The sequence below is a fragment of the Kibdelosporangium philippinense genome (assembly GCF_021390435.2).
GTDB classification, from domain to species: Bacteria; Actinomycetota; Actinomycetes; order Mycobacteriales; family Pseudonocardiaceae; genus Kibdelosporangium; species Kibdelosporangium philippinense.
Genome location: NZ_JAJVCN010000001.1, coordinates 458,246 through 479,131 on the forward strand (window position 1 = coordinate 458,246; position 20,886 = coordinate 479,131).

At 65.5% G+C, this 20,886-nt stretch carries 15 protein-coding genes, 1 tRNA gene and 1 pseudogene; 9 read left to right on the forward strand and 8 right to left on the reverse strand.

Translation table 11 applies throughout. From position 1 onward, the window contains the following. Window positions 1–13 precede the first annotated feature (13 nt). Window positions 14–844 carry a transposase family protein gene (locus LWC34_RS02195; RefSeq protein ID WP_233722715.1) on the reverse strand — a complete coding sequence of 277 codons (831 nt, stop codon included), beginning with the start codon at window positions 842–844 and terminating at the stop codon, window positions 14–16. Window positions 845–1,039: 195 nt separating this feature from the next. After that, the gene (locus tag LWC34_RS02200) at window positions 1,040–1,870 is read right to left on the reverse strand and encodes a transposase family protein (protein ID WP_233722716.1); all 831 of its coding nucleotides are present in this window, start codon (window positions 1,868–1,870) and stop codon (window positions 1,040–1,042) included. 620 nt (window positions 1,871–2,490) lie between these two features. On the opposite strand from LWC34_RS02200, the gene LWC34_RS02205 reads away from it, so the two are divergent. Next, a complete protein-coding gene (locus LWC34_RS02205; protein WP_233722717.1) occupies window positions 2,491–3,675 on the forward strand; it encodes an ISAs1 family transposase in 1,185 nt (394 codons plus the stop codon). Window positions 3,676–3,693: 18 nt separating this feature from the next. Here LWC34_RS02205 and pglX read toward each other — a convergent pair whose 3' ends face one another. Beyond that, window positions 3,694–5,229: a BREX-2 system adenine-specific DNA-methyltransferase PglX gene (gene pglX / locus LWC34_RS02210; protein WP_233722718.1), complete on the reverse strand. Its 1,536-nt coding sequence runs from the start codon at window positions 5,227–5,229 to the stop codon at window positions 3,694–3,696. Window positions 5,230–5,389: 160 nt separating this feature from the next. Further along, window positions 5,390–9,658 (reverse strand): BREX system serine/threonine kinase PglW, encoded by a 4,269-nt coding sequence (gene pglW / locus LWC34_RS02215; RefSeq protein WP_233722719.1) that lies wholly within the window; start codon window positions 9,656–9,658, stop codon window positions 5,390–5,392. A gap of 421 nt (window positions 9,659–10,079) precedes the next feature. Here pglW and LWC34_RS02220 point away from each other — a divergent pair, with 421 nt between their 5' ends. The 6 genes and pseudogenes from LWC34_RS02220 to LWC34_RS58665 form a co-directional block, all read left to right on the forward strand. Next, window positions 10,080–10,457 carry a hypothetical protein gene (locus LWC34_RS02220; protein WP_233722720.1) on the forward strand — a complete coding sequence of 126 codons (378 nt, stop codon included), beginning with the start codon at window positions 10,080–10,082 and terminating at the stop codon, window positions 10,455–10,457. Beyond that, window positions 10,441–11,298 carry a serine integrase family protein gene (locus tag LWC34_RS02225; protein ID WP_233722721.1) on the forward strand — a complete coding sequence of 286 codons (858 nt, stop codon included), beginning with the start codon at window positions 10,441–10,443 and terminating at the stop codon, window positions 11,296–11,298. Before LWC34_RS02220 ends, LWC34_RS02225 begins: the two co-directional genes overlap by 17 nt. Beyond that, the gene (locus tag LWC34_RS02230) at window positions 11,202–12,287 is read left to right on the forward strand and encodes a recombinase family protein (protein ID WP_233722722.1); all 1,086 of its coding nucleotides are present in this window, start codon (window positions 11,202–11,204) and stop codon (window positions 12,285–12,287) included. Before LWC34_RS02225 ends, LWC34_RS02230 begins: the two co-directional genes overlap by 97 nt. A 255-nt stretch (window positions 12,288–12,542) precedes the next feature. Then, window positions 12,543–13,919: a replication-relaxation family protein gene (locus LWC34_RS02235; RefSeq protein WP_233722723.1), complete on the forward strand. Its 1,377-nt coding sequence runs from the start codon at window positions 12,543–12,545 to the stop codon at window positions 13,917–13,919. A 604-nt stretch (window positions 13,920–14,523) separates the two neighbouring features. Then, on the forward strand, window positions 14,524–14,844 hold the full coding sequence (locus tag LWC34_RS02240; protein ID WP_233722724.1) for a hypothetical protein: 321 nt from the start codon (window positions 14,524–14,526) through the stop codon (window positions 14,842–14,844). A gap of 311 nt (window positions 14,845–15,155) precedes the next feature. Further along, a pseudogene (locus tag LWC34_RS58665) lies at window positions 15,156–16,139 on the forward strand (recombinase family protein); the annotation flags it as partial. Window positions 16,140–16,403: 264 nt separating this feature from the next. Here LWC34_RS58665 and LWC34_RS02250 read toward each other — a convergent pair. Further along, entirely contained in the window at window positions 16,404–16,637 is a 234-nt protein-coding gene (locus LWC34_RS02250; RefSeq protein ID WP_233722726.1) for a hypothetical protein, read from the reverse strand. A gap of 134 nt (window positions 16,638–16,771) precedes the next feature. After that, window positions 16,772–16,845, reverse strand: a tRNA-Leu gene (locus LWC34_RS02255). Window positions 16,846–16,992: 147 nt separating this feature from the next. On the opposite strand from LWC34_RS02255, the gene LWC34_RS02260 reads away from it, so the two are divergent. Continuing rightward, a complete protein-coding gene (locus LWC34_RS02260) occupies window positions 16,993–17,589 on the forward strand; it encodes an ANTAR domain-containing response regulator (RefSeq protein ID WP_233722727.1) in 597 nt (198 codons plus the stop codon). On the opposite strand, the gene LWC34_RS02265 is transcribed toward LWC34_RS02260, so the two are convergent. Both LWC34_RS02265 and LWC34_RS02270 read right to left on the reverse strand, forming a co-directional pair. Beyond that, a complete protein-coding gene (locus LWC34_RS02265) occupies window positions 17,582–18,853 on the reverse strand; it encodes a hypothetical protein (RefSeq protein ID WP_233722728.1) in 1,272 nt (423 codons plus the stop codon). The genes LWC34_RS02260 and LWC34_RS02265 overlap by 8 nt on opposite strands. Next, on the reverse strand, window positions 18,850–19,413 hold the full coding sequence (locus LWC34_RS02270; protein WP_233722729.1) for a hypothetical protein: 564 nt from the start codon (window positions 19,411–19,413) through the stop codon (window positions 18,850–18,852). The genes LWC34_RS02265 and LWC34_RS02270 overlap by 4 nt, the downstream gene beginning before the upstream one ends. Before the next feature lie 215 nt (window positions 19,414–19,628). On the opposite strand from LWC34_RS02270, the gene LWC34_RS02275 reads away from it, so the two are divergent. Further along, the gene (locus tag LWC34_RS02275; RefSeq protein ID WP_308199951.1) at window positions 19,629–20,870 is read left to right on the forward strand and encodes a branched-chain amino acid ABC transporter substrate-binding protein; all 1,242 of its coding nucleotides are present in this window, start codon (window positions 19,629–19,631) and stop codon (window positions 20,868–20,870) included. Window positions 20,871–20,886 lie beyond the last annotated feature (16 nt).

A 20,886-nucleotide genomic window follows, 5' to 3' on the forward strand; every position in this document is an offset into this window, starting at 1 on the left:
ATCTCAGCGACTTTCACGCGATCTTGCCGTGTTCGAAATGCGTGAGGACAAGGGCGGCTTTGACGATGTCGCCGATCTTGCTGGGGCTGGCGGTGAGATGCCGCAGGCTGCGCCAGCGTCCGGTGAGCAGGGCGAAACCACGTTCGCCCAGACACCGCAGGCCACGCAGCAGAGCGTTGCGTGTGCGGGTGTCCACGTCGAGGACCTGGCCATCGGCAGGCTGTTTGACCGGGGTGTGCACGCCGATGCCGGCACCGTCGTAGCCGCCATCGGCCAGCGTCGGCAGATCAAGGTGCGAGGCGGCCCAGTACAGCGCACCCAGCACATGCTCGCGCGCCACGGTCAAGTCATGGAGTGAACCGGGCTCGACATCCGAGACCCACCACGGAAAACCGTCCGGCGCGCACAGCGCTTGGATGTTGCCGCCGTGCTCGCGGGCTTTGCCGGAGTACCACAGGTCGATCGGCTCGCCTTTCACGCTCAACGTTTTCTCGCTACAGCGATCGGCGGAGAAGACCTTTCCATCGAGGATCACGTAGGCCGTGCCCTCATCCTTGGCCCGCTGCAGGGCCTCATGCAGGTCCGGCGCCTGCTCGGCGAGCACGATGACGACCTCATCCAAGTAGCGGTAGCCGGTGGCGCGGGAGATGCCGTGATCGCGAGCCAGGGCGGGGACGTCGGTGTTCTGCCGGAACCAGCGCAGGCCCAGCACCGCGTGGCGAAAGCAGGTCAACGCCCTGCTGTTCTTGCGGGTGCCGCGTCGGCGGCGTTCGGCGTGCAGCAGCCGGCTGAGGTAGAGGGCCAGTTCACGCGGGACATCGAGCATGGCACGATACGCAATCACGGGGAGCCTTCTGGTCCGGACTTGATCTTCGCAATCCAGTTCTACCAAGGGCTCCCCGCCCATCTTTCCCCGGGTCTCACCACTCCCCAGCACATCGACCAGCGCTCGTCCGAGCAGCTTCGCGGCTCAACAAACGAACCAGAATCTTGGTGAGATTACCTCAATGGCTACATAATGAGGTGATCTCAGCGACTTTCACGCGATCTTGCCGTGTTCGAAATGCGTGAGGACAAGGGCGGCTTTGATGATGTCGCCGATCTTGCTGGGGTTGGCGGTGAGATGCCGCAGGCTGCGCCAGCGTTCGGTGAGTAGGGCGAAACCACGTTCGCCCAGACACCGTAGGCCACGCAGCAGAGCGTTGCGTGTGCGGGTGTCCACGTCGAGGACCTGGCCATCGGCAGGCTGTTTGACCGGGGTGTGCACGCCGATGCCGGCACCGTCGTAGCCGCCATCGGCCAGCGTCGGCAGATCAAGGTGCGAGGCGGCCCAGTACAGCGCACCCAGCACATGCTCGCGCGCCACGGTCAAGTCATGGAGTGAACCGGGCTCGACATCCGAGACCCACCACGGAAAACCGTCCGGCGCGCACAGCGCTTGGATGTTGCCGCCGTGCTCGCGGGCTTTGCCGGAGTACCACAGGTCGATCGGCTCGCCTTTCACGCTCAACGTTTTCTCGCTACAGCGATCGGCGGAGAAGACCTTTCCATCGAGGATCACGTAGGCCGTGCCCTCATCCTTGGCCCGCTGCAGGGCCTCATGCAGGTCCGGCGCCTGCTCGGCGAGCACGATGACGACCTCATCCAAGTAGCGGTAGCCGGTGGCGCGGGAGATGCCGTGATCGCGAGCCAGGGCGGGGACGTCGGTGTTCTGCCGGAACCAGCGCAGGCCCAGCACCGCGTGGCGAAAGCAGGTCAACGCCCTGCTGTTCTTGCGGGTGCCGCGTCGGCGGCGTTCGGCGTGCAGCAGCCGGCTGAGGTAGAGGGCCAGTTCACGCGGGACATCGAGCATGGCACGATACGCAATCACGGGGAGCCTTCTGGTCCGGACTTGATCTTCGCAATCCAGTTCTACCAAGGGCTCCCCGCCCATCTTTCCCCGGGTCTCACCACTCCCCAGCACATCGACCAGCGCTCGTCCGAGCAGCTTCGCGGCTCAACAAACGAACCAGAATCTTGGTGAGATTACCTCAATCCCTCACGTCATCACCGATAATGAAAGGCCTGTAGTCGCAGTCGGCATATCGTATCGAGTCGGCTGTTGGCGCTGGAATCGTCACAGCGTCATCATTTCCGGTTACCCCGAAAAATCCTATTCGAGCCACTCGATCCCCTAGTCTTGATGGCGATATCGACTCCATCGCCTCAGACACCTCGGCAGCCCCGCCGCCTGTCAGACTCCATGGATGCACTGTCAACGAGGTACGATTCAGGTCGGCAACGCTGACCCAGTCGTTTTCGAAGCCCGGATCTTCAATTCGCTCTACGATACTGCGCCAGTAGGGGCCATCGCCCAGGGCTAAAGCAAAGTCGGTTGATCTTGGGAGTGGTGGGGCGGGGTGAGGTTTTCCCTGGTGGGTAAGGAGATGCGGCCCTTCGATGGGACGATGTGAGTTCTCACGCTCTTGATCGTCTGTCGAAAGGCCGCTGGTGTCAGTGTCGCATGCCGTCTGCGTACCCGTCGATGCGTCGGTCATGATGGGCTCGGCTGAGCTAGCCGACTTGGTCGCGTTGCTGGGCAAGGTCGCCGATCCCCGTAAACGCCGGGGGATTCGGCATCACATCGCCACGGTGCTGGCCGTGACGGTGCTGGCGGTATTGGCGGGGGCGAAGAACTACCGGGAGGCCGGTGACCGGGCCGAGGACTTGCCGCAGGAGTTGCTGGAGCTGGTCGGGGCGCGGCGGAGCGTCCTATCGGGACGGCGTGTGGCGCCGAGCGCGGACACGATCCGCCGGGTGGTCGAGTCGGTGGACGCCGAGGCCGCCGACAGGCTGGTGTGCCACTGGCTGGCTGATCGAGCGATGGCCCTGGCCGGCGACGACGGCTGTGCTGGCTTCGACGGGGTGGCCATCGACGGCAAGGCCGTGCGTAATTCCGGTGGTGTGCGCCTGTTCTCGGCGATGCGTCACGGCCAGGCGGTGGTCATCTCGCAGATCCGGGTCCCCGACGAGACGACCGAGACCACGCAGGTCAAGTCGTTGCTCACGGGTATGGATCTGGCGGGTGCGGTGGTCACGGCCGATGCCGCGCACACCCAGCGCGACACCGCGCGGCACCTGGTGTCCGACAAGCAGGCGGACTACGTGCTTGCTGTCAAAGGCAACCAGCCGACCCTGTTGGCCCAGGTCCAAGCCCTGCTGCCGCCTGCTGCCCCAGGGTCGGAGGACCATGTGGACGACGAGCGCAGCCACGGGCGGATCACCCGCCGGGCCATCTGGGCGACCGTCGCCGAGGGCGTCGATTTCCCTCATGCCGCCCAGGTCTTCCGCATCCGCCGGGACGTGTTCAACCTCGCCGGGCAACGCGTCCACAAAGAGATCGCATACGGCGTGACCAGCCTGAACACCGAGCGAGCGTCCGCTCGGGACATTGGTGGCCTGGTACGGGGTCAGTGGGGCATCGAGAACAAAATCCACTGGGTCCGCGACGTCGTGTTCGCTGAGGACCACCAGCACGCCTACACCGGCAACGGTGCTCACGCCATGGCCATGCTCCGCAATCTGGCCATCGGCCTGATCCGCCTGGCTGGACTCACCGAGATCAAACGCACCCTGGAATGGATCGCCGCCGACCGCATGAGAATCCTCCCGCTCCTGGCCGCATCTACCCCCTGAACAGCAACAACGACTTTGCTATTGCCCTGGGCCATCGCCCTCGTTTCCAACATCTCTATTCTCGCGTAGCCCTTTGTTGAGGATCGCTCGGATCGTACTTCCATTGGGGCTGCCGTTTCTAGCAACAAGGATGACCGTCGGTGTGCCATCCATGTTGTGCCCAGGAATCCATGCACCCTCGGAATTGATGACGACCCTCAGGTTGCACCTCGCCAAAAACTCCTCGATCAGCGGTTTCCCAAACTCGCGCTTCATGAAGGAATTGGAAGTGATCTGGGCAACCCAACCCGGCCGTTCGCCACGCGTCGCAAGCCCAAAGAAAAGCTCCATAAAGGGCGCAGTAAGTGAATAGTTTCTGTGACACGTCTTGTATAGCGTCCGGTACGCCGCATTTAGCGCCTTGTCCTTGACCGTAATATATGGAGGGTTCCCGACCACGACGTCATAGGCGACGGGCTCACCGTCGCGCGTCTGAAGCAGACGCTCCAGGGCCTTGCGGTCCTCCGTCGAGTAGGCAAACACGACTTGGTCGAAGCTGAACATGTCGTCCCCTAGGGCCTGCTGGGGGGCGCCGAACAGCAGGGAATCCCCTGCGGCTACGTTGAGCAGGAAGTCAGGCGCCTTTTCCAGCGACCGCTCACTAGTGGCTTTGAGCGCGCCTACGATCAAACGGAAGCGGGCTATGGCGACCGCGAAAGGGTTGATGTCCACGCCGTGCACGCCGTCCAGCGCCCTTTGGACGAGGGTGCGTGAATCCAGATTCGGCGCGTGCTTGGACCAGCGGTCGAGTAGCCGTCGGAACGCGCCCAATAGGAAGTGCCCGGAGCCGCAGGTAGGGTCGATGAGCCGGAAGCCGTCCAGCGGGCGCTCCTTCAGCGCCGGCTCCATGGTTTGGTCGAGAATGAACTCCTCGACGAACTCGGGTGTCTGCAGCAGCGCGTAGGTCTTCTTCGCGTGTTCGGACAGGTCCTGATACAGGTCACCAAGGAACCGAGTGTTGAGCTTGGGGTCATCGAACCGGCGAAGGAGCTGCTCGCCCTCCGCATCCGTTTCCCACCAGAACTCCAGCAGCCGCTGGGCCGCGTCACCGGATGGTGCCACCTGGTGCAGTGGGGAGTACTCGTCAACCAGGCCCGCGGTGGCGCCCATGCCGGCGAAGTAGTCGACGATTGTCGATAGCCAGTGTCGGTCGTTGTGTTCCGGGTTCTCCTGGAAATAGGCACGCCGGGCGTCCAGGGCGAGCTGCCTACGGTCCTTCGTGTGCCCGGCAATCCACACCGGGCGGACCAGCTCGTTGTCTTCGCAGAAGCGGGCGAACACGGCCAGCAACACCCAGGCGACCGCCGCCTGAACCACTCGGTCGTCGCGCCACTCCTGCCACGACGCCGCGGAACGTTCCGCCTTGAGAGCCGCCTCCCATTCGGCGTGCCACCGCTCGTAGACGCCCTCCTGGCGGCCGTGAAGATCGGGTCCGTCCACGCGGGCGCGCAGGTCCTCCTCCAGTGCCTTGACCTGCGCCCGCAGCTCACCGACCAACCTATTCAGCTTTGCCACCAGTCGCCCCTCACACCGTCCGTGTCTCGTTCGCGAAAACCAGGAGGCAACTCTGCCACGGCATACTCCTGGCCAGCAGTCGTTCCATCGACGTTCGCCCACAGCGCGTCACCGTCTGTTACAGCATTGTGAGCGACCTGCTCAGGCCAGGCGCCGAACACTAGCCGGTCACAGCCTCGTGCTGCTCCTGAGCGGCCAGCCATCCCGCGTCTAGTTGGACGAACTGGCCGTTGGACCCGAGCTGCAACGGCTTTCCATCCACGGCGGCGCCACGCATCCATGGCACCTGGGGAACCACCAGCCACACCGGTCGGCTGCGCCGTGCCGCCAGGTCGCTCCAGCGGGCTACCACGCCGAGGTGCCCGTAGCGGGCCAGTGGCGACAGCTCAGTCAGGATCACTGGCTTGCGCTCGTCAGCCTTCGCCTCACCGAGAACTAGGCTGTCAATGTGCTCGGCAACCCGCGGCATGACGCGTTCGACGAGAGCCCGCAGGCCGCGCGCGTCCCGACTGCCCGCAGCCGCCGCGTCCGCGGAACGAACCAGGTTCCATGGCAGGCCCGCCTGCTCGGCTACCGCTCTCATCTCGTCGATTACCACTCCGGTGATGTCGACGACCTGCGCCTCGAATCGCCGGGACAGCGTCGTAACCGCCCTGTCCACCTCGTCCGAGCGCCGAACAGCGACGCCAAGGGCGAGGAAGGACCGCGCGGTGAGACTCTCCGCCAGTAGGCGGTCCAGGTGGTCGCTCCGGCTCAGCGCGAACTCGGTCACTTCCGGCACCACACTCGCCACCCGGCTGGGCAGACCACTTGTGGCTGGCGGAGCGCTCACCTCCGGTCCGTACACACCGTCGGCGAAGCGCAGCCCGATACCGGCTCGCTCGACGATCGCGTCCAGGGCCGGCCGGGCCGGTAGAGGCTCCAGGTCAGGGAATCTGGCCCGCACGCGGTTGACCAGTTCGCCAGGCTTGAGCTTCTCGTGGTGGCCGACACCAGCGAGAGCCAACCGGACGGCGACGTGCTGTGCCAGCCCGAGGGAGTGCAGTTCGCCTCGGGTGGACAAGCCCACATCCGTCGCCGCTTGGGCGGCCAGTCGCACCAGCCGCAGGTCTGTCATCGCCGGTGGCCCGTCGGCGCTACCGCTCGCCGCCCGAAAAGCCGAGTCGAACTGGGTGCGGATCTCCCGCGCGGCGCGCTGCTGCGGCACGACGTCGTCACCGCCAGCAGCTACCAGCTTGCTGGCGACCTCCGCGACCGCGTCGGCCGCGTCCAGCAGCGCTGGATGGGTCGCGACCAGCGCGAGCCTGCCCCCATGCCGACGTTTCGCCAGTGGAGCATGTGACTCCGCTTGCTCGAACTCGACGTAACGGTCCAGGGCGAGCCGCAGCAGGCCAGCGGCCACCCGCCTCGCCTGGTCTCTTTGGCTCGGCGGAACGTCGGGAAGCGTGGCCAGGATCTCGTCTGTGAGCGTCTTGATGGTGGCCACGCCACCGAGTGTGTCCAGCGAAGCGGTGACTACCCGAACCAGCTGATCGAGCAGGTCGCGGCACTGGTCGTTGCGTGCCCAGGCGTCCTGCAGTTCCTTGACCAGTTGGTGCCCCCGAGGGCCGGATCGGCCAACGGCCACTGCGAGCTCCTGCTGGCTGGCGAACGGGTCTAGGCCCTCCGCCAAACCGAGGATCAACTCTGCGGCCTTCTGCCGAGTTTCCGAGCGGGGGTAGCGCGCGGCCTTGGCCAACTCCACGGCGGCACGCACCGGGTCAGGCAGCGTAGTCGGCATTTCCGGTCGCGCCGAATCCCGCCCACGCCTGGCAGCCAACTGGTCAGCGAAGGTTTTTCGCCATTCCCGTACACGGTCGCGAACCTCCGTGCGTGTCGCCTTGGCCTCCTTGCCCACCAGGCGGTTCAGCCGTACCGGATCCAGCATGAGCAGGTCGACAACGGTGGTCACCTCAGATTCGAGAGCCGACACCGCTCTCGCCGACAGACCAGCCTCACCGAGTGTACTGTCCAGCGTGGCCGTGGCTGCGCGTTCCAGATCACCAGACGACTGGCGGCCCAACCGCTCGAAGATGTTCGTCCACGCTCGGCGCATGTCTTCGGCGGTGTCGTGCCGTCTGCTCGCATGGCGCGACAGTGCGGTCGCGAAGAAGGCTTCGAGGTCTTCCCGCACGGCTGGATCGAACGACTCCCCGTCGATCGAGACATCATCCGGCACGCTCGCCGGATCGGCATCAGGATCACGCCCGTAGTGGGGGAGCTTGGCGGTGGCCATCTCGTATAGCACCACCGCCGCGCCGTACAACTCCGCGGCACTGTCATAGGTCAGACGGTCGTCCTGGCCGAGGAACGGGTCGCGGTAGTGCGGCGTGCCAGCCGCGAGCGCACGCAGGTCCGTGCCTGACATGGAGAAGTCAAACAACACCAGGCGGGAGTCCGCCGTTCGGCGGGAACGCCTGTCGTGCGCCTTAATACCCAGGTTTGACGGCTTGATGTCCCGATGGAAGATCCCCACACGGTCGAGCTCGACCAGCGCCGACAGCAGATCGGCCCCCCACCGTTCCAGCAGGTCAAGAGACAGGCGTCCGCGCTTGCGAGCCAGCTCTTCAGCCAGAGTGGCGTCGCCCGCGTACGCGAGCACGAGTACCTGCCGTCCTCCGATCTGGGTGATGTCCAGGAAGTCGACGATGTGATCGTGGTCGAGCGAGCCGAGCGCCTTCGCCTCGGTCTCCAGCCGTGCCTCGGCTGCCGCATCCTTGGCGACCTTGAGCACCCGCTGCTTACCACCGGCGGCCTCGTCAGCCACCAGCAGGCCGACGGCGGTCGACCCGGAGCCGAGCCGACGGAGGAACTTATATCTGCCGCCCAACAGCGCGCCCGGCCCTGCGTCGAGCGGATCCACGTCCTCGCGCAGGGTCGGCGCGAACAACCTCTCCTCGGCGGCGGCCAGCTGCTCAAGGAAGTCTGCGACGCTGGCCGTGCGCTCCGAGGGGCGCGGACTGCTGGCGTCCAGCACGAGCTGGCGGATCGCCGACGGCACCTGGGGCAGCTCGGCAGCCACGTCCAGACCACCGTCCCGACGCAGCCGCTCGACGAGCGCACCGCGGTCCTGGGCGGGAAGCGTCTGGTTGGTCAGGACATAGTAGGCCAGTGCCCCTAGGGCGAACACGTCGAGGCGAATACGGTCGGCGCCCGCGATCCACCTGCCCTCCGGGGCCGCGAACAACTCGTCCTCGTCGGCGAAGTTCCCGGGAAGGCCAGGCGTGACCTCCTCGCTGACAACGGAGGCTGACAGCTGCGTCGCGCTCATGGCGGGTACCGTTCCGGCCGCTTCCCAGTTGCTGACCACGACCGCCAGTCCGCCACCGCTGCGCTCACGCACGGCAACCGCAGACGGTGCCAGCCCTCGGTGTACGACACGGTGTCGGTGCGCGTAGTGCAGTGCCTCGGCGACCTGCCTGATGATGTCGAGCTGCTCGCGCAGCGGCAGTCCGTCTTCCTGCTCGGCGAACCACAGATCAAGCCGACGCAGCCGATGGTCATCGGTATAGACGAGGCCGGTGCCCAGTTCAGCCTTGACCAGGTCACGTGGAGTGAGGACACCGTCGTGCCGCAGCCGTGACAGCAGCCGGTACTCGTACTCAGCACGCCGTTCCACCTTCCGCTCGGCTGCCGACCCGCTGCCCGGTTCCGGGATGTAGAAGCGGATGCGGCACCGGTCGGTCGTCGTGACGCGATGGAATGCAGGCCAGTCCTGCCATCCGTCCCCGTCAGCGAGCGGCTCGTCGTCGATGACCCACGAACCGACTTCACGCTGGCGCCTGGGCACTAGACCGATCTGCTTCATCAGAGCGGCAAAGATCGCCGACTGCCTCGCGCTGATCGGCTCGTGCCGGGCTGGAGCCAACAGCAGCTCAGACAGCGGTTGCAGGCCGGATACGTGTTGCTGGCCTTCGAGTCCGTAGATGCCTCGGCGGGCGTACTCGGGCAGTTCGCACCGCAGGTTGGGGTGGTGCAGGAAAACGGCCTCCTGCACGAACGGGATGTAGTCGCGGAGATCGACGTTGTGCTCTCCCTTCGACCTCAGGTACTCCCGGAACCGCTCCTTGAGGAGGCTGGCGAGGTACTGGGCCTTGCGGTGAGCGAGCTTGAGTGGAGAGTCTTCGGCTGGATGGCCGTCACGCCGCCAGCGGTGGTCGTCGCCGCGCAGGCGTCCGGAGTAGTACTTCAGCTCGATCAAGTACAGCGTATCGCGGCCGAGGACCGCCAGGTCGACCTCATGCCAGCGGCCACGAACGTCACGGAACTCGAAGTTCGACCACGCACGGAACGGTTCGACATCCGGGAGGAGATCCCTGATCAGCCGCAACCCCTCGGCTTCGTGGGTGAACTGGGACGGGCTCACCTCTACCCAGCGGTCCGAGTCCACCTCGCCGTCCTTTCGATCTCATGGCCGATCCACTCTGCCATGACCACCAGCAGATCGCCCCATAGCCTCCCAGCCAAGAGGTACACATGCTTGGAAGCTCTGCGCAATCGCATTAGTCATGCTCTCACTCCTTCCTCGCCGCCCGACCGATGGATGGCGTGCCGCCGCAAACCTGAACAGCGGCGTCACCAGCAGCTCACGGGCGGATGCAAGCTTCGTGCAGATGACTGAACGAGCCGCGTCTCTGAACCCCTGCCCCGTGGCCATCGCGTCTGGTGACGGTGTGTGTACACGGGCGACAGTGTCCAATGTGGTGCTACTGTCGATGATCCAGCGTGTGTACTGGTCGCGGGGTTGCCCGCGCCCCCTGAGGTTCGTGATTGGCCATCACGCTGCGTGAAGGCCGGGTGCCTTCACTGCATTGGAGACACACAGCGAAACAGGGGGGAACATCTCATGGGGGGCCGATCTCGCATCGGACAACGACCCAGACAACCAGTGGGGCGGCGACGCGTCCCTTCTGGGTATTCCGTCGCCGCGTCCCGCACCCGACGACCTCGGGAGTGTGCCGGACATCGGTTCCGGCGACGCGGCATGGTGGTACGACCAACCACAGAAACGCGGACACCACCGCCGCTACACCGGGCACGTCGACCGCATCAGCGGCCCCGAGGGGGACCAGTTGCGCGAGGACCTCGCCGCCGTGATTCGGGACCTGCTCGACTGGGCGAAACAACAAACCGGGACATCCGACACGGATACCGGTGAGGGCGGTACAGCCGATGACACACCCGCGTGACCCGGCCGATCGGCCCCCGCTAACCTGGCCGGGTCAGCAAGTCGGCGGGGCGGTGCCGGAGTCGGGTCCATCGGGCTTGTCGGACTACGCGGTGTCGCCGCTGGGCATGCCGGCCGCGCTGTTGCGCGACGAGGTCCAGGTCCGGGTTGCCGTGCTGGCCCGCACCTCCACCGAGGACCAGCAAGACCCCCGGCAGTCGGTCATGCGGCAGATGAGCACCTGCCGAAGCGCGTTACCCGAGTCCTGGGTGATCGTCGCGGTCTTCTACGACGTCGAGTCCGGCCGGATGGAACTGGACCAGCGCGGCCAGGGCACCAGGTATGAGCGGTTCGGCATTCCGATCGCCCGCGACGGCGGCATCGCCGACCTGCTCGCGGAAGCGCAGCATCCGGGGCGGCGGTTCGATGTGGTGCTCTGCGAATCGATCCCGCGGGTGGCCCGGCGGGCCTTCGAAGGGCTCTCGGTGGAGCGGGCGGAGGTGCCGTTGTTCGCCGCGAACGAGCCGATCACGCTGTCCGGGTCGCGGGCGCAGCGGGTGTTGCAGCGGCGGATCAACCAGTCCGTCGCGGAGTACGAGGTGCTCAACACTCTGGAACAGTCCTGGGGCGGGCTGTGCACCCATGTGCGGGAGGGTGGGAACATCGGCAAACCGCCGTACGGGTACAAGGCCAAGGCCTTTCGGCATCCCGACCCGGCGAAGGCCGCGAAGGGGGCAGACCAAGACCCGGCTGGAGCCGGACGGGGGTGCGCGCGGAGACGGTCAGGCAGATCGCGCTGTGGCGCTACCACGACGGGCTCGGCTGTGACACCATCGCTGACCGCCTCAACCAGGATCTCGTGAAGTACCCGCCGCCGGAGCCGCCAGGGAAACAGCGGGCGCGGGGCGCGTGGGGCAAGTCCAGCGTGTATGAGATCCTGCGGAATCCGAAGTACACCGGGTATCAGGTGTTCAACCGGCGCGCTTCCCGCTCCCGCCACGGGAAGGTCAACGACCCGGTGAAATGGGTGTGGTCACCGCAACCGGTGCATGAGCCGTTGATTCCGAAGTGGATGTACGACGAACTCAACGCCCGCCGACAGGCCAACCGTGGCTCCCGGGACGGCAATGATCCCAACACCCACCCGGAGACGCGGCGGACGTATGTGTTGCGGGGGCTGGTGTTTCACGGGTGTGGGCGGCGGATGTTCGGCAGCCACCGCCACCACTCCGCCTACTACAGCTGTCAGCCGCGCGCCAACAACCGTGGACGGCTGGACAAGTACGCCGGGCACGAGAAGGCCGCCTACATCCGCGAAGACCTGATCCTGCAAGCGGTCTCAGCCTTCTACGCCGACCGCGTCTTCGCCCCCGACCGTCGAGATCTTCTGGCCGCCGATCTCGCCACCGTCGAGGACCACGAGACGAGACGGCGAGACGCCGACCGAGACCGGCTGCAGCGTACTCTCGCCGATCTCGCCCGCAGGCAGAACAACCTCATGCGCCAGGCCCAGGACTGCGAGCCGGACGACCCGTTCGGCCAACAGTTGCGGCAGACTTACAACGACCTCGACGCTGAACGCCGCGCGACTCTCGCCGCGCTGGCAGACTTGGACGCCGCCGAGACCGACGTGCCCGTCCGGCCCACCGGGCAGGACGCCGGGCTGCTGGACGCCCTGCCCTACCTCATCGACAACCTCACCGAGGCACCCGAACAGTTACTCCGGGGCCTGTTGGACACCACCCACCTCGCTGTCCGCCTGCACGCCGACGGTAACGACGTCACCCTCACCATCCGGCTTCCCGCCGACGACCTGCCCCTCATCGCCCCCAACGGTGGGATAACGGCCTGATCACGACTGGTCGGGACGGTGTCCAAAATCGACCGAAAAATCGGCTTTCAGTAGTGCAAGGCTTTTCCCTGGCACAATGGAAGGGATGGTCGATCATGGTCAGCGTTCGCCGAGGATCGACAGCGTGTAGTGGCGTCACCCACAGGGACACACTTTGGTCACGGTTCGGTAACCGCCCGGGATTTTGGGGTCGAAATCCGGAGTTAAGGGGTGCCGGGATCTCCTGGCTCCTCCGGGTGGAAGGCGGTGGTGATCATGACGGGTGGTGCTGACCGCGCTGGTGGTCGTGACGTAGTAGCTGCGGATGGACCGGCGTTTGGCAGCGCGTCTGGCTCGGCGCAGCCCCGGCGTTCTGAATCCGCCAGCCCACACGCCGACGACGCTATCGCTGAAACTGCTGGTCAACGGTGGTATCGGCGGGAGCGGGCGGAAGGCCGACTGAGGAGTAATCCTCACCAATCCACACATCATCGGGGGCGCGCGGGGCGCGGCGGCCGGCGGGTCGGGGAGCCGAACTCGTCGCTGTGGTTCCGACTGGTCGGCCGGGACCGGCGACTGCTGGCGCTGCTGGCCGAGCACAAGGTGCTGACCACCAACCAGATCGCCGCGATCGAGTTCACCTCGGTGCGGCGCGCGCAGGACCGGCTGCGGCAGTTGCGCGAGCTGGGTGTGGTGTTTGCCTTCCGCGAGTCTTATCTGCGCGGCGGGACGAGCCAGACCCGCTACGCGCTGGGCTACCTCGGCGCCCGGCTGATCGCCGCGCAGCGCGCGGAGAAACCGTCCGCGCCCAAGGCGTACACCGAGCGCCTGGAACGACTCGGGCTGTGGCCCAAGCTGGATCACCAGCTCGGCGTCAATGACTTCTTCTGCGCGCTGGCCACGCACCGCAACCCGGCCCGGCTGCGGGAGATGGGCCGCGAGGGTGAGGTGAGCGGGCTGACGCAGTGGTGGCCGGAGAAGCGGTGCACGGAGTTCTTCGTGAAGTACCAGGGCGGCGGGCCTGATATCCGGTTGCGTCCGGATGGCTATGGCTGCTGGGAGGAACACGGCCACGCGGTGCGGTTCTTCCTCGAACACGACACCGGCACCGAATCCCTCACGAAGGTCACGAACAAGATCGACGACTACACGGCCTTCCCAACCGACGCCTTCGGTGTCCTGCTGTTCTCGGTGCACTCCACAAGGCGGGAGATCGCCCTGCGGGCGGCGCTGCGCCGCGACCTGGGCGGCTATGACCCCGGCTTGGTGATCGCGACAGCGGCCCGCGACCACAGCCATGCCAACGGCCCGGCCGGGCCGATCTGGGGCGTGTGGACGCCCCACAGCGGTGACACTGTGCCTCGCCGGTACCGATTGGCCGAACTGCCGGTGCGTGGTCCTTCTGTCGAACACCGCGCCACCAACACCATCCAGCCGTTCAGCGAGGCGGCGTTCGACCCGAACGACCGGGAGATACTGCGCCGCATCGACACACCGCCCGAGCCCGCGGACTCGGCAGGCTGCCCGGACGACGATCACGACCTCGACGAGGTGACGCTCTACGACGACACCGACGCCGATGACGACGCGTACTGCGCGCCGGTAGCTCCCGCGTGGCCGAACACCCAGCAGCCTCGGCGCTGGGCCGCCTGAATCCCTCTATGTGCACCGGCTTCCGCACGCTCCCAGGTACCGGAGGGGATGAACGACGATGACGTGATCCGCCACACGACACCGACGACGGCCCGCCAGGATCGCTCGCCTCGGCCCGCCGTCATTACACAGCGAGGAAATCTGGACCCGCGTGCGCGTCGAACTGTCCACCGTGGTCTCGCTTGCGACGAGACCGCGCCGGGACGCCAACCCGAGACTCCGAGACACCAGCGAGACCACCGAGACACGGAGTCTCGCCCCTGTCTCGCCCCTGTCTCGCCGGTCTCGGCGGCAGTCTCGCCCGGTGTCTCGGGTGGACAGTGATGAGGGTTCAGTCAACCGGTGATCGCTGGCCCCGGCGGTGCTACGGCAGTCGGGGAGTCGAAGCGGCACGGGTTGCGCAGCGTTGACGCCGCCCAGCCTGGAATCGCGCGTGACGGCGCGGCCAAGCGCCCTGATCACGGACCCTCCATGCCGGAGGTGTCAAGGGGATGCTGGTGACCACGGGCTGGCGGGTCTGGCTGATCGACGGTTGCCCTGTGACCGCGACGGCACCCGCGACCTCCCGCCGATGAGCGGGCTCGCGGGTAGGCGGAGGTACCCCATGCACGCCCACAACAACACCCCGGACAACCCAGGCGATGATGACCGGGACGCGGTAGTGGTTCCACTGACGCGAAAACCCTTTGACGGAACAGAGAATCGGCCGGAAACCGGCTCTGGTCAGCCGGTCTGGTGGTATGATCAGAAGCGGAAACGCGGCAGTGACCGCACGTATTCCGGTCAGGTCAACCACATTCACGGCGTCGGAGCCGAACGGTTGCGCGGTGAACTCGCCGACGTGATCCGCGATCTTCTGGACTGGGCTGCTGCTCAACAACAAACCGATGCTGATCAATCCATTGAGGATGGTGAAGCCGCATGACACCTGACCGCGCACCCGATGAGGTGACGGTCAACCCGCCCGCGCCCGCGTTGACCCGGCGGGCCGCGTCGCTGTCGGCGACCGTGCCCGTGTCAGGGCCGTCCGGCCTGTCGGACTATGCCGTCTCGCCGTTGGGAATGTCAGTGGCGTTGCTGCGGGACGAAGTCCGGGTGGCGTTCCTTGGCCGTACGTCCACGGAGGACCAGCAGGACCCACGGCAATCCCTGTTGCGGCAGTTGGGAAACTCCAAGACCGCGATTCCCGAGTCGTGGGTGATCGTGGTCCACTTCTACGACGTCGAATCCGGGCGGATGGAACTGGAGGCACGCGGCCACGGGGACAACTACGAGCGGTTCGACATCCCGATCGCCCGCGACGGCGGAATCGCCGACTTGCTCGACGAAGCCCGGCATCCCGGCCGCCGATTCGACGTGGTGATCTGCGAATCCGTCTCCCGCGTCAGCCGCCGCACCTTCGAAGGCCTGTCGATTGAGCGCGAGCTGGAGCGCGCCGAGGTGCCGCTGTTCGCCGCCAACGAACCCATCACCCTGACCGGAAGCCGGGCACAGCGGATCTTGCAACGGCGGATCAACCAGTCGGTCGCCGAGTACGAAGTCCTCAACACCCTCGAACAGTCCTGGGGCGGCCTGTGCACCCATGTGCGGGAAGGCTGGAACATCGGCAAACCGCCCTACGGCTACAAGGCCAAGACCTTCCGGCACCCCAACCCGACCAAAGCCGCCAAAGGGCAGACCAAGACCCGGCTGGAGCCGGACGGCGTGCGCGGCGAGACCGTCACCCAGATCGCGCTGTGGCGTTACCACGAAGGGCTCGGCTACGACACCATCGCCGAGCGACTCAACGCCGACCCGGTCAAGTACCCGCCCCCAGTGCCGCCCGGCAAGAAACGAGCGCGCGGCGCGTGGGGCAAGACCAGCGTGTACGAGGTGCTGAAGAACCCGAAGTACACCGGCTATCAGGTGTTCAACCGCCGCGCCACCCGCTCCCGGCACGGCAAGGTCAACGACCCGGTGAAGTGGGTGTGGTCCACCGAACCCGCGCACGAGCCACTGATTCCCAAGTGGATGTATGACGAGATGTCCGCCCGCCGCCAAGCCAAACGCGGCTCCCGGGACGGCAACAACAAGAACGCTCACCCCGAGACGCGGCGGACGTATGTGTTGCGGGGGACGGTGTTCTGCGGATGTGGTCGGCGGATGTTCGGCAACCACCGGCACAACCGCGCCTACTACATGTGCTGGCCCCGCAACAACAACCGCGGACGGCCCGACAAATACGTCGGCCACCCCAAAGCCGTCTACATCCGAGAAGACGCCCTGCTGGACGCGGTGTCCCGGTTCTTCGCCGACCGAGTGTTCGGCCCTCACCGCCGCGAGATCCTCGCGGCCGACCTCGCCGGGCTCGACGACCGGGCTGCCCGCGAACGCCAGGCGGAGCGGGAACGGCTGCAACGAGTGATTGCCGACGTGGCGCGGCGCCAGAACTCGATCGTGCGCCAGGCCCAGGAGGGCGACCCCAACGACCCGTTCACCAAGGCCCTACGCGGCACCTACAACGACCTGGACGCCGAGAAGACCGCCGCGCTCGTGGCCATTGCCCAGCTCGACGCCGCCGACGAGGCCGAGCCAGGCCGCCCGAACGCTGCGGACATGGAGCTGCTGGATGCGCTGCCCTACATGGCGCTCAATCTCGCTGAGGCGCCCGAGCTGCTGCTCCGGAAGCTGTTCGAGATCACCCAACTCGCCGTCCACCTGCACGACGACAGAGACCACGTCACCATCACCATTAAGCTGCCCGCAGACCAACTACCCCAGATCGCCCACGCGGCGGAGAGGATCACCGAAACCATGATAACTACACAAGAAACGCCTGCTCAGGCAGCAGGTGCTTGTGTAGATGCTGTACGTGCCCCCGGTGCGACTCGAACGCACACTGGACGGATTTTGAGTCCGCTGCCTCTGCCGATTGGGCTACGGGGGCTGACAGGGGAGAACTTTACGCGATCAGCTTCGGTGGGGTTGGGGGTGGGTGTGTGTCGGATAACTCTCCTGGTTACGGCGCCGTCGGCCGCACCCCGGTACGCTGCTGTTTCGGCTTTCGTACCCCTACAGCGACAGGAGGACCCCGGTGACCGAAGTGGCTACCGAGGCCCGTGTGCAGCGACGCGTGCTCGTCGCTGAGGATGAGGCGCTCATCCGGCTTGATCTCGTCGAGATGCTGAACGAAGAGGGCTACGAGGTCGCGGGCCAGGCCGCGGACGGCGAAGAGGCTGTGCGGATGGCTACCGAGCTCAAGCCTGACCTTGTCATCCTCGACGTCAAGATGCCCAAGATGGACGGCATCGAGGCAGCCTCGAGCATCGTTGGCGACCGCGTTGCCCCCGTTGTCATCCTCACCGCTTTCTCCCAGCGGGAGCTCATCGAACGGGCGCGGGACGCTGGCGCTATGGCTTACCTTGTCAAGCCGTTCGCCAAGCATGATCTTGTTCCGGCTATCGAGCTGGCCGTGAGCCGGTTCTCTGAGATGCAGGCTCTCGAGAATGAGGTCGCCGGACTCACCGACCGACTCGAGACCCGCAAGGTTGTCGAGCGGGCCAAGGGGCTTCTGATGAGCAAGCAGAGCCTGACTGAGCCTGAGGCGTTCCGGTGGATCCAGCGGACCGCCATGGACCGGCGCACCACTATGAAGGCTGTTGCCGAGGCGGTTGTGGAAAACCTCAGTTGAGTAGCTGCACGTCGAAGCGGGCCGAGTAAGGCTGCCTTGTCTGATCTGCCGGGTGCACTCTGACCTCAAGGGTCTGGTCACCCGGCAATTCTTCCGTCGAGCGCACCGTCAGGTGATAGGTTCCGCCGGTCGCTGCTCCTTGAATATCCGTCGGGACCGCTGCTATTCGCCTCTCATTCAGGTAGACCTCGAATCCTCGCATCGGCATCACGTCGTCCGCTTCTCGCTGCGCCAGTTTTGGATCCAGGGTGATTTCCAACTGGAATGGCTTATTCGCCGACGCCGTTTTTCCGAGATCGATTCCGTTCGCGTCCCGTAGCCTTACGGTTACTGTCGGCAGCGCCGCGAACCGGGGCGTCAGCCGGGCGTCGGGCACCCTCCGTTCCGGCGTCGTCCCCGATATCTCCAAATAGGACTCGAGCACCGCTCCTGTCCCTTGGCCTCTGATCACCAAGGGGCTCAACGAAGGCGCTTCACCACCGAACAACTCCGGCGGCAGCGTCGCTTCCAGTGTCACGTCCGAGCCTGGATTCGTTGGTGATCCTGGTGTCGCTGGATGCATTGGCACGGTTCGATCACCGATCTGCAACGACATCCCGTTCGGGTCCGCGCCCGCTCCCAGCGTCACGGTTGTCCGCAGTCGCGCGCTTGTCGCACCGATCAACGGTTGGCGGCTGACGCCCAGACCGGGGGCGTTCTCCTGCGGCCGCAGGACTCGCTGTGTCCCCAGCACAGCACCGAATTCCACCACTTTCTCCTGCGTCGGCACGACCGATGACATCCCCACCGCGTCCAGGTGCAGGCGGGTGCGGCGACCCGGTGGTCCGATCATCCCCACAAGCATCGTCGAGGTCGTCCACTTCGGTACGACCTCGCTCATCGTCACCAGCGAATCGTCTTGGAACACCTGGATTCCCGCCGGTGAGAACACCACGTCGAACTTGTGCAGCACACCGCTTCCACGCTTGGCCGGCTGCACCGTGGCCGGTTCGAACGTGCCGCTGGCGTTGTCCGGTCCGCTGATGACGCGGACGCCACTGTCTGAAATGGATACTCGGATCGCGCCGGGCGGCAGCGGCGGCGAGGGGGTGTTCCTGGCGCCAACCCTGTCTGGATTGCCTGGTACGAAGTCGAAATTCAGGCCTCCGTACGGCCCGGCCGCGTCCGTCACCACCGTTGCCCTGCCCGCACCCCGTACCAACTGGAACGCGGAGCGCGACCGCAGTACGACATCGTCGGCGCCGCACCCCAGTTGCACGATCAACTGGCTTTCTTTGGCGCCTTTTCGCTCCCCATGTCGATACAGCCTTTGTATCCAGACACATGCCATTGCGAACCCTGGACTTCCGTGTGCACGGTGTCGGTGGTGTCGAACTCGTCAACGTAATCAAGGGCGAATCTTGCTTCCCTGGAAGGCATTCCAGTCACCCGGGCGGGCTCCGATCGCCTGCCGAACGGATCGACTGACCGCACTTCGATGTCGTGGTTTCGCATGGACAGCCCGTCCAGTTGGACAGTGGGCTCACTGACCACACGAACTTGGTCGCCCCACCGAACTTCGTAGCCCGTGACGCCGTCAATCGGCTGTCCGCCAGGCAACCCGTCGGCCCACGCGAGTCGCAGCCGGTTCGGCCCTGGCGACAATCGGACTGGTCCAGGCGGCGGTACGGACTGCGCCGGGCGCGGTGGATCTACTGCGTCGACAGTAAAACTGGGAAACCTGTCCGGCTGCGGGTCGTCGGTATCGTTGCGTAACAGGATGATTGCGCCGAGGACAAGACACATACCTAGGACCCCTGCGCTAATGCGGGCGCGTCGAGTCACCTCGGGCAGTCTATGCTAAGCCAACGCCAGCGGTTAGCAGGAACGGCGGAAGTGTCCGCTCAACGTACGCCAACGTTGCGTTCTGGTTACGCTCTCGCAGGGATTGCTGACTGTCGGCTGGTCCATCGCCTAAGTTCCGCCCAGCGCTCCTCGCAGGCGGGGGCGAAATGCGGGTTGCGGATATTACGTAACCCGGCACCGAGGAGGATTGTCTCGTGCGTAAGAAGGTAGCTACAGCTGCTGTACTCGCGGCTGGCGCACTGTTGATTGCGTCGTGCAGCACTAATAAAACGGAAACCCCGGGTGGTAATGCTGCCGGTGGAAATCAGTGCGACACCAGCAAAGGTACTCTGACCATCGGTGTTGTCGTTCCGCTCAGTGGCGAATTGACTGCGCTGGGTGTCGGTATCCGAAACTCCGCGGATCTTGCCGTTAACCAGGCTAACGAAAAGTGCACCGTCAAGGGCTACAAGCTGGTCCTCGACCCGCAGGACGACGAGAAGAACCCGGCAAAGGGCGCGCAGGCCGCGACCAAGCTGTCCTCGGAGCCGAGCGTGGTCGGCGTGATCGGCACCCTGAACTCCTCAGTCGCCCAGACTGTCCAGCCGATCCTCGCCAACAAGAAGATCGCCATGATGTCCCCGGCGAACACCAACCCGTCGCTGACCCGCGGTGAGAACTACAAGACCGCGCCGTCGCGCCAGTTCCAGAACTACTTCCGCGTCTGCACCACCGACGACGCGCAGGGCCCGTTCGCGGCCAACTACCTCGTCAGCAAGGCAGGCAAGAAGAAGATCGCCGTCGTCGCCGACGGTAAGACCTACGGCGAGGGCCTCGCCAACGAGTTCACCGAGAAGGCCAAGGCGCTCGGTGCCGAGATCGTCACCCGCGAGAAGGTCCAGGAGAAGGACACCGACTTCTCCGGCGTGATCGCCAAGATCAAGCCGTTCGCTCCCGACGCTGTCTACTACGGCGGCGAGTACGGCGCCGCTGGTCCGTTCTCCAAGCAGCTCAAGGAAGCCGGTCTGCGGATTCCGCTGATGGGCGGCGACGGCATCGTCGACGACACCTACGGCAAGCTGGCCGGTGCCGCAGCCGAGGGCGACCTGGCCACCTCCGTCGGTGCCCCGGCTGACAAGCTGGCCGAGGCCAAGGCCTTCATCGACGCCTACAACGCCAAGTACCCTAAGGACCAGGGCTACAGCGCATATGGTGCGATGTCCTTCGACGCGACCAACGCCCTGATCGATGGTCTTGCCCGCACGGTCGCCGCTGGTGACTGGAGCGAGTCGCAGCGTGAAGCACTGCTCAAGAACATCGGCAGCACGAAGATCAAGGGTGCCAACGGCGACATCGCGTTCGACCAGTACGGTGACAGCACCAACAAGCTGCTGACCGTTTACCAGATCAGTGGCGGCAAGTTCCAGCCAGTGGAGACCGGAACGCTCACCAACTGAGCTGACAATCGCATAG